Origin of the sequence: Chitinophaga caseinilytica, assembly GCF_038396765.1 — a bacterium.
In the GTDB taxonomy this organism is placed as follows: Bacteria; Bacteroidota; Bacteroidia; order Chitinophagales; family Chitinophagaceae; genus Chitinophaga; species Chitinophaga caseinilytica.
Genome location: NZ_CP150096.1, coordinates 3,808,515 through 3,822,343, shown reverse-complemented (window position 1 = coordinate 3,822,343; position 13,829 = coordinate 3,808,515). Strand labels below are relative to the sequence as shown.

The 13,829-nt window shown below is 58.1% G+C and carries 10 protein-coding genes and 2 pseudogenes; 2 read left to right on the top strand and 10 right to left on the bottom strand.

Going from position 1 to position 13,829, the window contains the following annotated elements:
- Positions 1 to 62 precede the first annotated feature (62 nt).
- Both WJU22_RS15645 and WJU22_RS15640 read left to right on the top strand, forming a co-directional pair.
- Entirely contained in the window at positions 63 to 644 is a 582-nt protein-coding gene (locus WJU22_RS15645) for a Crp/Fnr family transcriptional regulator (protein ID WP_341839118.1), read from the top strand.
- Between the two features lie 65 nt (positions 645 to 709).
- On the top strand, positions 710 to 1,444 hold the full coding sequence (locus tag WJU22_RS15640) for an SDR family oxidoreductase (protein ID WP_341839117.1): 735 nt from the start codon (positions 710 to 712) through the stop codon (positions 1,442 to 1,444).
- A 57-nt stretch (positions 1,445 to 1,501) separates the two neighbouring features.
- On the opposite strand, the gene WJU22_RS15635 is transcribed toward WJU22_RS15640, so the two are convergent.
- From WJU22_RS15635 to nuoH, 10 genes and pseudogenes are all read right to left on the bottom strand, one after another.
- Entirely contained in the window at positions 1,502 to 4,777 is a 3,276-nt protein-coding gene (locus tag WJU22_RS15635; RefSeq protein WP_341839116.1) for a S41 family peptidase, read from the bottom strand.
- Between the two features lie 149 nt (positions 4,778 to 4,926).
- Positions 4,927 to 5,769 (bottom strand): ferritin-like domain-containing protein, encoded by an 843-nt coding sequence (locus WJU22_RS15630; RefSeq protein ID WP_341839115.1) that lies wholly within the window; start codon positions 5,767 to 5,769, stop codon positions 4,927 to 4,929.
- Positions 5,770 to 5,784: 15 nt separating this feature from the next.
- Positions 5,785 to 6,489: a ferritin-like domain-containing protein gene (locus WJU22_RS15625; RefSeq protein ID WP_341839114.1), complete on the bottom strand. Its 705-nt coding sequence runs from the start codon at positions 6,487 to 6,489 to the stop codon at positions 5,785 to 5,787.
- A gap of 191 nt (positions 6,490 to 6,680) precedes the next feature.
- Positions 6,681 to 8,111, bottom strand: coding sequence for an NADH-quinone oxidoreductase subunit N (locus tag WJU22_RS15620; protein ID WP_341839113.1), 1,431 nt, complete (start codon positions 8,109 to 8,111; stop codon positions 6,681 to 6,683).
- A gap of 9 nt (positions 8,112 to 8,120) precedes the next feature.
- Entirely contained in the window at positions 8,121 to 9,599 is a 1,479-nt protein-coding gene (gene nuoM, locus WJU22_RS15615; protein ID WP_341839112.1) for an NADH-quinone oxidoreductase subunit M, read from the bottom strand.
- 18 nt (positions 9,600 to 9,617) lie between these two features.
- On the bottom strand, positions 9,618 to 11,477 hold the full coding sequence (gene nuoL / locus WJU22_RS15610) for an NADH-quinone oxidoreductase subunit L (protein WP_341839111.1): 1,860 nt from the start codon (positions 11,475 to 11,477) through the stop codon (positions 9,618 to 9,620).
- A gap of 32 nt (positions 11,478 to 11,509) precedes the next feature.
- Positions 11,510 to 11,815: an NADH-quinone oxidoreductase subunit NuoK gene (nuoK, locus tag WJU22_RS15605; protein WP_341839110.1), complete on the bottom strand. Its 306-nt coding sequence runs from the start codon at positions 11,813 to 11,815 to the stop codon at positions 11,510 to 11,512.
- Between the two features lie 43 nt (positions 11,816 to 11,858).
- Positions 11,859 to 12,287 (bottom strand): annotated as a pseudogene (gene nuoJ / locus WJU22_RS27280) (NADH-quinone oxidoreductase subunit J); the annotation flags it as partial.
- A gap of 63 nt (positions 12,288 to 12,350) precedes the next feature.
- Positions 12,351 to 12,865: pseudogene (gene nuoI, locus WJU22_RS15595) on the bottom strand (NADH-quinone oxidoreductase subunit NuoI).
- Positions 12,866 to 12,871: 6 nt separating this feature from the next.
- Positions 12,872 to 13,825 (bottom strand): NADH-quinone oxidoreductase subunit NuoH, encoded by a 954-nt coding sequence (nuoH, locus tag WJU22_RS15590; protein WP_341839108.1) that lies wholly within the window; start codon positions 13,823 to 13,825, stop codon positions 12,872 to 12,874.
- Positions 13,826 to 13,829: the final 4 nt, after the last annotated feature.

Genomic DNA, 13,829 nt, shown 5'->3' with positions numbered 1-13,829 from the left:
ATGTTTTTGCCGCGATTGCGCAACGTCAATCCGTATATTTAGGAACAAATCCGTCCGCCGATATGCCACATGATAAGCTCCATCGCTTCCTCGACAATTTGACGCCCATCGCGCCCGCTACATGGGATCGGGTGCAGCCGTTGTTTACGGAAGGGCGCCTCGGCAAAGGGGAACATTTCATCCGCGAAGGGCAACTGGCGCGGGAAATCGGGTTCCTGGCGGAAGGGGTCATGCGGGCATATTACCGGAATGCCGCCGGACAGGAATACAACAAGCATTTTTTCACGGCGCCCTGCTTCATCGGGGGCTATGCGTCGCTGATCACGGGAGCGCCGAACATGATCCAGCAGGAGGCGCTGACGGATTGTACGGTGCTTTCCGCGCCCTACGGGCCTTTCCGGCAGCTGTTCGCTCATTGTCCGGACCTGGAGCGGGCGGCGCGCATCCTGGCGGAGGGGTTCTTCGTAGCCAAGGAGCAACGCGAGATCGAGATCGTGCAACTGGACGCGGAGGCGCGTTACCGGCTTTTCCGCGAGCGGTTCCCGGCGCTGGAGGCACTCGTCCCGCAATACCACATCGCATCCTACCTGGGCGTTTCGCCGACGCAATTGAGCCGCATCCGCAGGAAATCCTCCGGCCGCTGATTTCTTTACCTATGTAAACGGAATTCACACCGCTGGAATGGAAATTTGCCGGAAATCCTTTGCTCATGCATCTTTCCGGCAATACCGTCCTCATCACCGGCGGCACCTCCGGCATCGGCCTCGCGCTGGCCCGGCAATTCCATGCCAACAACAACCGCGTCATCATCACCGGGCGCGATGCCGCAAAACTCGCATCCGCCGAAAAGGAACTGCCCGGCATCCACACTTTCCAGATTGATCATGCCGACCCGGCGTCCGCGATTTCATTGCGCAACTACATCCGCGACCACCACCCAACCCTCAATGTCCTCATCAACAATGCCGGCGTGCAATTCAGCTACGCTTTCGGCCGCGATCCCGCATCCGCCGGAAACATCGCCACTGAAACGCAGATCAATTTCATTGCTCCGCTCCTGCTCACCAACGCCTTGCTGCCGCTTCTCGCCGCACAACCACTTTCTGCCATCGTATTCGTCAGCAGTGCATTATACATCGCCCCGAAACGATCCGCACCCGTGTATTGCGCCACCAAAGCCGCCATCCACACCTTCGCGAAAGCGCTCCGGTATCAGCTGGAAGGCTCCTCCGTCAAAGTGTTCGAGATCGTTCCGCCGCTGGTAGACACCGCCATGACGGCCGATCGCAGCAGCGGTAAAATGTCTCCGGACAGGCTCGCCCGAATTTTCATCCGCAACCTGAACGGCGATGTTACCGAACAGCATATCGGGAAGAGCCGGCTGTTGAAAATGCTCTTCCGGATTTCGCCGCGGCTCGCGGAACGGATGATGAAAAACGGGTAAAAATGAACGGCCGCCCGGATTGCTCCAGGCGGCCGTTCAACAACATTCCGTTGCGGATTATTTCACGCGTACCGGGTCGGCCGGTTTGGGGACCGGTTGCCAGGTCTTCGCTTTCAGTTCTTCCAACAGGATCTGCACGCCTTTCTCCAACTGCGGATCGCGGCCTGCGATCACGTCTGCAGGCGTTTGCTCCACATCCACATCCGCAGGCGTACCTACGTTTTCGATGATCCATTTGCCGTTGGTATCGTAAATACCGAAACTCGGCGAAGTCACATAACCACCGTCGATGAGCGAGGGATATCCGCTGATGCCCACCAGGATGCCCATGGTGCGTTTACCGACGAGTTTGCCCAGTTTCTTGTGATTGAACATCCAGGGCATCATGTCGCCGCCGGAGCCTGCGTATTCGTTGATCAGCATGGCTTTCGGGCCGTAGATGCCGTTGCCGGGCGTGGTAAAGCTGCGGCCGTCGCGCACGCCCCAGTAGCTCATTACTTCCCGGTTCAGCACGTCTATCACGTAATCGGCCACCGAGCCGCCGCCGTTGAAGCGCTCGTCGAGCAGCAGGGCCTTTTTATCGGCCTGCGCATAGTAATAACGGTTAAAGGAATTATACCCTTCGCGGCCGGTATTGATCATATGCAGGTAAGCGATCTTTCCACCGCTCAACTGGTCTACTTTCCGGCGGTTCCCTTCTACCCAGTCTACGTAACGGAGACCGTATTCAGTAGATACGGAAACAGGTTCCACCACGATTTCGCGCGCACCGGTTTCCGAAGCGGAGCCATTCACTTTCAGCGTCACCTGGCGACCGGCCTGGTTTTGCATCAGTTCGTGGATGCTGGTGTTTGCGTTCAGCGGAACGCCGTTAACGGCCAGGATGTAATCGCCTTCCTTCACGTTGAGGCCGGGAATGGCCAGGGGCGCTTTGGCCTCGGGATTCCAGCTTTCGCCGTTGTAGATTTTCGCGATGCGGTAGCGGCCGTCGATCACTTCGTAATCTGCCCCCAGCATGCCCACGTTGACGCTCGGACCGGAAGGCATATCGCCCAGGCCCACGTAATTGTGGCCCACCACCATTTCGCTCATCATTTCGTTGAGGAGGTAAGTGAGATCGGCGCGACTGCTCACATGCGGCAGCAGGGCTTCATACTTGCGGCGGTTGGCGTCCCAATCCACGCCGTGCATGTTTTTCACGTAGAAGAAGTCTTTCTCGATCTTGTACACTTCGTCGAAAATCTGTTTCCACTCGGCCACGGGGTCTACGTAAACGGTTACGTTGGACAGGTCTACCTTACCGTCTCCCGGCGCGGGCTTCCGCTCCGTTCCCACGATCTGGAAGTTGTTCCCGCCGCCGGCGATGAGCATCTTCTTCCCGTCGGCACTGATCATGAAACGGCCACCTTTGGCGAAGGTTTCCGTTTTTCTTTCTTTCAGGTCGAAGTACTTGATCTCACCTCCGTCGGTGAAGAAAATTTTATCCTTCACCGCGCCATTCACGCCATAGATAACGCCTTGCGGAACCGGGATCGTGACAATGCGCTGCTGCAGGCCTTCTACGTCTACAAACGCTGTTTCCGGCTTGGCAGGAGCGGCTTTGGTGCTGTCTTTCTTCTTGTCTTTCTCTTTGTCCTTATCTTCTTTCTTTTCGTCGGTTTTTACCGTTTCCTCATCGCTTTCAGGCGTGAAAGGCGTAGCGGTTTTATTGGACAGTACGGCTGCGTAGAGCGCCATGGCATTGCTACGGTCGTAGGTCTGCATGTGCAATCCGCTGAGGCCCATGCCGCTGTTGGTGCTGGCGGGGAAGAAGAGAAATTTGCCGTCGGCGCTGAACGAAGGCGCACTGGCGTCGCTCATACCGTCGGTTACGCGAACGGTTTTGCCGCCGGCCACTTCGTACAGGAACACCGCATCAAATCCGTTCTCCTCGGCATTTACGAAAGTGATCCATTTCGAATCGGGCGACCACGAAGGCTGGAACGGGTTGCTGCCGCCGGAAGGGATGCTGCCGTTAGCATACGTCGCTACTTTGGTGATCTTTTTGCTGGCCACGTCGAGCACGAAGAGGTTGAAGTGCGCGTCGCTATACAGGATTTTTTTGCTGTCGGGTGACCAGGACAGGCCGAAATAATACACCGTTTTACCGAGCTCGATCTCGATCGGCGTATCCATGGCTTTCTGGTCGCGGAGGATGAGCTTGTAATTGCCGTCCTTATCAGAAACATAGGAAATGTACTTCCCGTCGGGCGACCAGCCCGGCAGGCGTTCGTGGGAGCCGGGGGAATTGGAGATGTTGCGTACATCGCCTTTTTCCTTCGGAACGGAGAGGATTTCGCCGCGCCCCTGCACGAGGAGCCTCGCGCCGGTGGGCGACAGGAACACGTTCTCGAAATTATTCAGCTTTTCGTAGCGCGGCCGTTTGGAGGGAATATCCGCCTGAAGGGTCACGGAAAGGTCGGTCACTTTGCCGGTACCGGGGTCCAGCAGGTGGAGCGTGCCTGCCTGTTCGAACGCGAGGGTTTTACCGTCGCCCTGGAGCGATTTCACATCGTCCGACTTGTATTGCGTTACCTGCGTAATCTGCTTCGAATCGGTATCGTAGCGGAAAACGTTCATGGTGTGGTTGCGGTCGCTGAGGAAATAAACGTTTTTGCCGATCCATTGCGGGCGGATGTTGTTGGCGTTTTCCCCGGGGATTTCCACGATCTGGTTATTGGCGTGGTTGAATATCCAGATTTTGGGCGCATAACCGCCGCGGTAGCGTTTGAAGGGGCGGTACACGGCGCCGCCTTCGGTAGGATCGGGATTTTTGATGTATGCGGTAAACTTCCCGTCGGGCGAAACGGCGCCCTGGGTAGCTTCGGGGATGCGCTGATGCGGTTGCTGGAGGCCACCTTTGAGGCTGGCGGTGTAGAGGCGCTGTGTTCTGCCCGTGGGCGATTCCAGGCCGGAAGCGTAGAGGATATGATCGTTATCCACCCACCCGCGAACGACCTCTGAAGCGGGGTGGAACGTGATGCGCCGGGGCTCGCCACCTTCAACCGGCACCACGTACACATCAGAATTGCCGTCGTAGTTACCGGTAAAGGCTACCCATTTGCCATCGGGCGAGATCACGGGCTCGGTTTCCAGGGCGGGGTTGATGGTGAGCCTTTTGGGCGCGGAACCATCGCGGTTCGCGATCCAGATATCGCCACCATACATAAAGGCCACGTGCTGCGCGCTCACCGTGGGGTTGCGGAGCAGTTTGGTGGGGCTTTGCGCCATGGTGACGGGTGCGCCGGCCAGCAGGAAGGCGCCGGCGGCAAGAAACATACTTTTCTGTATCATAAGCAGACTTGGGTTTGATATTGCCGGAAAGAAACGGCAGTAGCGCAAAATAAGGATAAAATCCCAAGCCGGAAAATCGATATTGCAAGATAAGAACGCCGCGCCGCCGGAAGGCCCGGGGCGCGACGGTATGGAAAACACAAGTCAATTTAAACGATAAACGGCGCCACGATATCCAGCACGGCCTGTTTGCTCAGGGGCTCGTCGAACGCTTCGGTAGCCGCGTTCACCCCTACGCCCGTTCCGTTGATCCCTACGATGTTGATCCCCGCCTGCGCGCTGACGTCTTCACCATTGTAACTGGCCTGCACGGCGGCGCCGATGCCACCGGTGTCTTTCCCGGTGATCCAGGGCTTGATGGTGTCATTAGCCGTGAGGTTCCTCCGCATGTAACGGATATGGGCGGCATGGCGCGCCTCTACGCTGTGGATCTTCAGCGCGGCCGTCAGCACGTCGTTACTGGAGATCAGTTCGCCCGCCTGCCCCTTGTAGGCCCTTACGCCCGTATCCTCGAACGTCTGCGCCACGGCAAGGAAAAGCGGGTAATTCGAAAAAACACCTTTGAACGGCCCGTTCCCGCTGCCGTCGCCCGCACTGAAATCGAATGTGGGCTTGGGCACCGGCGTTGCTCCCAGCGAAATGATCGTCGTTTTCAAGAGCGAGACATGCGCGTTCTCATGGTCCCGGATCGTAGCGATGGCACCGGTCGGCGGGCCGGCGGGCACCAGGCCCGGCGCAGCCGCGCCGAGGGTATAAAATTCCGCTTCGAGATACTCCAGCGTAAGGGCGAATTGCAGCACCTGCACGATGCCGGAAGTAGATTGCCCGTAGGCTTTCTTGAACAAACTGCCCAACGCGAAAGGTACCGCAGCGAGGGCGAGCTTGCCGCCAATGCTGGCCAGCCCGCTGATGGCGGACCGCCGGCTGCTCATACGGTCGTGGAGCTCGGGGTCTTGCTGCTCAAGTTCGGTAATGATATGTTCAATGTTCATGATTCGGATTTTAGATCAGGAAGTGGGGAGATTGGACGCGTTGATCTTCGATTTCAGGAAGCCGCCGGCTACCTTCAGCACGTCTGGCGGGGCGAGCGCCATATCGAGCCCATTGGCGTCTACGGCTGTGCTGTCGGCGAAAGAACCGTTGCTCAGCAAATCGCGGATCATGGCCGCATGCCGCGCTTCCACGGATACGATTTTGCCGGCAAGCAACAGGTATGCGCCATCGGTGATCAGCTTCCCGGCACCGTTATAGGCCGCCACGCCCAGGTCTTCGAAGGCTTTGGCCGTTCCCAGCACACTCGCCCTGCTGTTGAAATCAATTTTGCTGAAATCGGCCTCCAGCGTCGGGATCGCTTTACCACCCAATGCATTCCGGAAAAACTCGCGGTGCGCGATCTCATGATCGCGGATGTCTGTCAGAAATTGTTGCTCCGTTGCCGTGGCGCCGCTGAAAAAAGTCTGCGTTACGCGAATGTAGAACGCCGCTTCGAGTTGCTCCAGCGCATAAGCATAATTGAGGATCCCGATATCGCCACCGCCAAGGTTTACGCCATTGTCGGGCGAAGGGTCGTCGTTGTTGGAACAGGCATGCATCAACGTGGCCGCAGCGGCGGTTCCCGCGAAAAGCGAGAGGAACCGCCGGCGCTGCTGGCCTTTCGGTGATAGCATGGCATGCCCCTCCTGTTCCTGTGGAACATTCAGTTTTTCTGCCATAAAATCTTCGTTTTCTGGTGGATTAAGAAAGGTTACTGCTCAGTGAATGGATTTGGATGTTGTACACGAAGATATACGCGGCATAATTCCAATTGGTTTTCAATCACCCGAAATAAATCACTACGGTTGTTTGCATCAAATGAAAAGCCCGCTTCGCGGGAAGCGGGCGCACATCCAGTATAACCGACCGGTCAGCCTATGGTCAGCATCATATCGCGGATCATGGAAATGAGGACTGACGGATATATCCCTAACCATAACAAAAGCGCCATGAGGGCAGACAGTGCGAACACGCCAAAGAACGGCAGGCGCTTCCGGGCAAATGTCCCCTCCTGCGGCGCAAACATCACCGCCACCAGGCGGATGTAATAAAACAATCCGATCACGCTGTTCACTACCAGCAGCGCCAGCAGCAACCACAGTCCGGCACTCACCCCCGCCGCTACCACGTAGAATTTGCCGATGAAACCCGCCGTCAGCGGGATGCCCGCCAGCGACAACAACATCGCCGTGAAAATGGCCGCCATCCAGGGTTGCCGCCAAAACAGGCCGCTGAAGTCTTCCAGCATTTCCGCGTCGTTCAGCTCATCGCTCAGCAATGCCAATACCCCGAACGCCCCGATGCTCGTGATCACATAAGCCACCAGGTAAAACATCACCGCCTCCTGCCCCGCTTCGGAACCGGCCAGGAACGCGATGAGGATATACCCCATATGCGAAATGGACGAATACGCAAGCAATCGCTTCACATTGCGCTGCATGAGCGCGAGCCAGTTGCCCGCAAACATGCTCGCCATGGCGATGATGGCCAGCACCCACCATAATATCGTGTATTCATATCCGTTAACATCCCTGTAGAACCGCATGAGCAGCACGAGCATGCTGCCTTTGGACACGGTAGCGATGTAGGCGGCCACCGGCAGCGGCGCACCTTCGTAAATATCCGGCGCCCACATGTGGAACGGCACAATGCCGAGCTTGAACCCCACGCCGATGAGCATAAGACCGAATCCCGCCACCACCGTCACCGGCGCGGAGGAAATACTTTTCAGGTACTGCCCGATCCCCACAAAATCCATCGTCCCGGATTCCGCATACACCAGCGCCATGCCGAAGAGCAGGAACGCCGACGAAAGCGCTGCCAGCAGGAGGTATTTGATCCCCGCTTCGTCTGACCGCTCCCGCGCGCGCAGATACGCGATCAGTCCGTACAAACTAATGCTCATCGTTTCCAGCCCGAGGAACAGCGACACGAAGTGGCGGCTCACCAGCAGCACGACCCCGCCCACCGTAGCCAGCAACAGCAGCATGTAATATTCCTCCTTCCGTTCCTCGCGCTGCTCGAAATAATTGAACGACAACAGCAACACGCTGAGGCCCGCGGCGAGGATAAGGCCCGTGTTGAATTCCGCGAACTTGTCGACCACGAACAGCGGCGCAACGAAGTACGGCATCGTAACCGGCTGCCGGAACAGCGACAGCAGCGCAAGGAGGAATGCCGCTACGGTGAAGGCGTGCATTAGCCGGTGATTGCGGCGTATCGCCACCAGCAACATGGCGATCACGGAGGCACCGGCGAGGATCAGCACGGGCAGCAGGGCAAGCAGATCATGGGTAGACATATGTCCGATTTATTTTTCCTTGTATTGAAAAGCGACGACCGGCGCGGCTTTCGAAGCAGTGTCGATCACCCGCTGGGGAAACAGACCCAGCCAGATGATGGCGATCACCAGCGGCAGCAGCATCACGGCTTCGCGGAACGTCATATCCTTCAACCGGAATTCGCGCAGCGAAATCCCGAAAAATACTTTCTGCATGATACGCAAACTGTACACCGTGGCCACTACCAGCCCGATGGCCGCCAGCACCGTGATCCAGGGCGACGCCTGCCAGCTGCCGGCCAGGATGAGGAATTCCGCGATGAAGTTCCCCAGCCCCGGGAGCCCCAGCGATGCCATGACGAACACCATGGTGATGGTCCCCAATCCCGGCAAAGCCGCCCACAATCCACCCATCTTCTCCAGTTCGCGCGTGTGAAGCCTTTCATACAACACCCCGGCGATCATGAACAGGGCGCCGGTGCTGATGCCATGCGTGATCATTTGCATCACCACGCCCTGGTAGGCCAGTTCGTTGAACGCGAAAGCCCCCACCAGCACAAATCCCATATGGCTCACACTCGTGTACGCCACCAGCCGCTTGAAATCGGTCTGCGCGTACGCCAGCTGCCCGCCGTACAAAATCCCGATCGCGCCGAGCAGCATGAACACCTGCGCAAAAGCATGACAGGCTTCGGGGAACAGGGGCAACACGAAGCGCAGGATGCCGTAGGCGCCGGTCTTGAGGAGCAGTCCGGCGAGAATGACGGACCCCGCCGTCGGCGCTTCCGTATGCGCATCGGGCAACCAGGTATGGAAAGGAAATGCCGGTAATTTGACGAGGAACGCCGCCATGAAACCCAGCATCAGCCATCGGCCGACCCCTTGCTCAATGGGCGTTTGCAGCAGTTCAGCGTATGAAAAGGTATAATTACCGGTGGATGCGCCATGTACGAAATACAGTCCCAATATGGCAAGCAGCATGAGCAAGCCGCCCGCCTGCGTAAAGAGGAAAAACTTCAGCGAGGCGTACAACCTGCGCCCATGGCCCCAGATGCCGATAAGGAAATACATGGGGATGAGCATCACTTCCCAGAAGAAATAGAACAGGAAAAGGTCCATCACGAGGAAAACACCCGCGATACCGCCCAGCACGAATAAGAGGTTGAAGTAGTAGAAGCCCGTGCGGTCACGGATTTCCTCCCACGACACCAATACCGCCATGGCACCGAGAAAGAACGTGAGCACGATCATGAGGAGGCTGAGGCCGTCCATCGCTAAAGAAAGGCTCACACCGAAGCGGGGCATCCAGGGTTGATGGTAGACGTATCGCCAGTCTGCCCCCGCCAGCGAGGCCGGCTCCGGCTGTACCCAGATGCCGATGGCGAGCACGAGGCCGGCGAGCATCACCAGCAGGGCGATCCATCGCGGAAGGGTGGCGTTCACGGCCGCGGAGGCCCAGGCCAGGAAAGCGCCCACCAGTGGAAATAATATGAATGCCAGCAGTATCATGCCGAATCGTTTTTCAGGTTACATGGAATGCCGCCAGATAATGACGGACAGTATCAGGACCGCGCCCATCACCACACCCAGCACATACCACCGGATGATCCCGCTTTGCGTGGCGGACATCATCCGGTGAAGCCCGCGGGTAATGGTGGCCAGCCCGGTATATACGTTATCGATAATATCTTTCCGGTTGAGCTTCGCTATACGGACGAACGGCTGAACGAACACCACGTCATACGCCGCATCGAAGCCCCAGCCGCTTTTCAGGAAAGCGCCCGCTTCTTTGGGGAACGGCGCGTTCAGCAATCGCCAGGTGATGTAAATGGCCAGCGCCGCGAGGCCCGCTGTGATGGTTTGCAGTCCCCATTCCGCCGCCACGCTGGCATGCGGCGCTACCACTTCCGGCAGTACGGGCCGCAGGAAATCGCTCAGCCAGGTGAAATGCCCGAGGGTATGCGGCAGCTCCAGGAACCCGGCCAGCGTGCTGCAAACGGCTAATACGTATAACGGTATCATCATCTCCGGGCCCGGTTTGTGGTGGACGTGCGTCTGTTCCTTCCCGAAAAATACCAGCAGCAACATGCGTGTGGTATAGGCCGCCGTAACGAAAGCCCCCAGCACCGCGGCAAACGCGTACACCGGCCTGCCTCCCGCCGCCGTGCCGGCCAGCCAGATGATCTGGTCTTTACTGTACCATCCCGACGAAATGAACGGAATGGCCGCGAGCGACAGCGATCCGATCAAAAACACGAGGAACACGCCGGGCAGGGATTTACGCAATCCGCCCATTTTGAACATATCCTGCTCGTGATGCAGCGCATGGATGACGGCGCCCGCACCGAGGAATAACAAAGCTTTGAAAAACGCATGGGTGATGAAATGGAAGATGGCGGCCGACCAGGCGCCCACGCCCAGCGCGAGGAACATATACCCGATCTGGCTGATGGTGGAATAAGCCAATACCCGCTTGATGTCTGTTTGCACCCAGGCGCTGAAACCCGCCAGCAGCAATGTAACCGCCCCGGTGATGGCCACGGCCGTCTGCGCCGCGGGCGCCAATGCAAAAATGGCGTTCGTCCGCGCGATGAGGTACACGCCCGCCGTCACCATCGTGGCCGCATGGATGAGGGCGCTCACGGGCGTTGGGCCCGCCATGGCATCGGGCAACCAGGTTTGCAGGGGTAGCTGGGCAGATTTCCCGACCGCGCCGCCCAGCAGGAGGAACGCGATCCATACAACCGTGGGGTCTCCCGCCGCCCAGAGACTTTGCGCCCGCTCCAGCACTACCGACAATTGCAGGCTCCCGGTATGCTGCACGAGCAAGAACAGCGCGATGGCCATGGCCGTATCGCCCACACGCGTCACGATAAAGGCCTTGCGCGCGGCAGCGCCGTTCGCGGGGTCTTTGTACCAGAACCCGATCAGCAGGTAGCTGCACAGCCCCACGCCCTCCCAGCCCAGGTACATCAGTAAAAGATTATCGGCCAGCACGAGCATGAGCATCGATCCCACAAAGAGGTTCATGCACGCGAAAAACCGCGCGAAATCGGGATCGTCGGCCATGTAGCCCGTCGAGTAAATATGGATCAGCCATCCCACGAACGTGATGACGAATGTGAACGACAGGGAAAGCGCATCCAGCCGCAGGTTGACGCCGATGCTGAATTCACCCACCCGCAGCCATTCCCACAAATGCTGGCTGAACGCCGGAACGCCCGACTGCATGAACTGCCAGCCCGCCACGATGGTCACCAGCGCCGCCAGCCCGATACTGCCGCAGCCCACGGCGATCACGCCGGGCTTCCCGATCTTACCGGAAAACAGGATCAGGATAAGGGCGCCCAGGAAAGGGAGCGCGGGTACGAGGTACATCCATTCCATAATGCAATGTTTTTACGGTTCTCGATGCGGATTCAGCCCCGCATCCGGCTGGCCTCGTCGCTGTCCAGCGTTTTGAGCTGGTGGTACAACTGGAGGATCAGCGCCAGGCCCACAGACACTTCCGCCGCGGCCATGGCGAGGATGAACATGAACATCACCTGCCCCTCCGGTTGCCCCCACCGGCTGGCCGCCACAATGAAGGCGAGCCCCGCGGCGTTGAGCATGATTTCTACAGACACCAGCATGAAGATGATGTTCCGGCGGATCAGCATGCTGATGAGGCCCAGTGTGAACAATACTCCTGCAAGGACGAGCCCTGCCGTTGTTGCGTTGATCATGACGGCGTTTTTTCGAGGAAACGGTGAACGATTTTTTCTTTTGGCGGCCGAGGTGATAAGCCCCTACGATCCCCGCCATCAGCAGCATGCCCGCCAGCTCAACAGCCAGGATGTAAGGGCCGAACAAACTTTGGCCCACCGCCTTCGGGTCTACCACTTTGATCTCCGCGCCCGTATCCACAGGCTGCACCATGAGGAAGATCAGCTCGGCCAGCAGTACGAGGCATAGTATCGACGGACCGATCCATACGCCCGGCGTCATCCAGCTGCGCTCTTCGCCGGCGGTCTGGCTCCCGAGGCTGAGCATCATCACGAAAAATATGATCAGCACCATGATGGCGCCCGCGTAAATGATCAGCTCCAGCGCCGCCATGAACGGCGCCCCATACAGGTAAAACACCACCGCCACGCTGATCAGCGATACGATGAAGTACAGCAGCGCATGCATGATGTTGTACCGGGTGATGACCATGATGGTCGACAAAACGGCCACAGCGGCGGCGATATAAAATGCGGTTCCCATACCGAACGGTTTTTAAGGTAACAGACTGCGCACGTTGACCGGCGGCTCCTCGTGCTGGGCTTCTCCCTTGTCTTTCCCGGCGATGGCCATGCCCGCCACGCGGTAATAGTTGTAGCCGGGATATTTGCCCTGGCTATTGATCAGCAGGTCTTCCTTTTCATACACCAGGTTCTGCCGGTCGTATTCCGCCATTTCGAAATCGGGCAGCAATTGTATGGCGTAGGTAGGACAGGCCTCTTCACAGAACCCGCAGAAGATGCAGCGGGAAAAGTTGATGCGGAAGAAGCCGGGATAGCGCCGCCCGTCGGGGCCTTCGGCAGCCTGCAGCGAAATGCAGTCTACCGGGCATGCGGCGGCGCAGAGATAGCAGCCCACGCAGCGCTCGCCGCCGTCAGGGTCGCGGGTGAGCGCAATGCGGCCGCGCCAGCGTGCGGGAAGGGGGCTTTTTCTTCCGGGTACTGGTACGTTTCGCGTTTGTGGAACATGTGCAGGAACACCAGCCACATACTTCTGAGTAAACTGAACATAACCGGTCATTTATCGATGAACAATTTGATGGCCGCCGTGCCGAGCAGGTTGAGCAAAGACAGCGGGAACAATACCTTCCATCCGTATTCCATCAGCTGATCGTACCGCGGCCGCGGCATGGAAGCGCGCAGCAGGATGAAGACTATGATGAACACGAACGTTTTCAGTACAAACCAGATCACGCCGGGCAGGAAGGCGGGGCCCAGCCATCCTCCGAAATACAGCGTCACGATCATGGAGGAAATGAGGGTGATGCCGAGATATTCCCCGATGAAGAACATCCCGAATTTCATTCCCGAATATTCTGAGTGGAAACCCGCCACCAGTTCGCTTTCCGCTTCCGGGATATCGAACGGCAGGCGGTGCGTTTCGGCGATGCCTGCGATGAAGAAGATGAGGAAACCCAGTAACTGCGGGAATATATACCACATCCCGCGCTGCGCTTCCACGATCTGCCCAAGGTTGAACGTACCGCTGAGGATGACCGTTCCCATGAGCGCCAGGCCCATGAACACTTCGTAGCTGATCATCTGCGACGCGCCCCGCATGGCGCCCAGCAATGCGTATTTATTGTTGGACGCCCATCCCCCCAGCACAATGCTGTACACGCCCAGCGAAGACATCGCCAGGAAAAAAAGTAACCCGATGTTCATGTCGGCCACCACGATCCCCGGCCCGAAAGGCACCACGGCAAAAGCCATGAGCACACTCGCCACCACCACCGCCGGCGCAAACACGAATACGACCTTGTCCGCAAACGGCGGGATCCAGTCTTCCTTGAAAAACAGTTTCAGCGTATCCGCCAGCACGATGAGGATGCCGAAAGGTCCTGCCCGGTTGGGGCCATACCTGTCCTGCCAGAGCGCCAGCACCCGCCTTTCGAGCCAGATGAGGCCGGCCGCCGTATTGAGCAGTACGAACAGTACGCCGCCGATGATCCACCAGTATTGTGCTTCCATATCG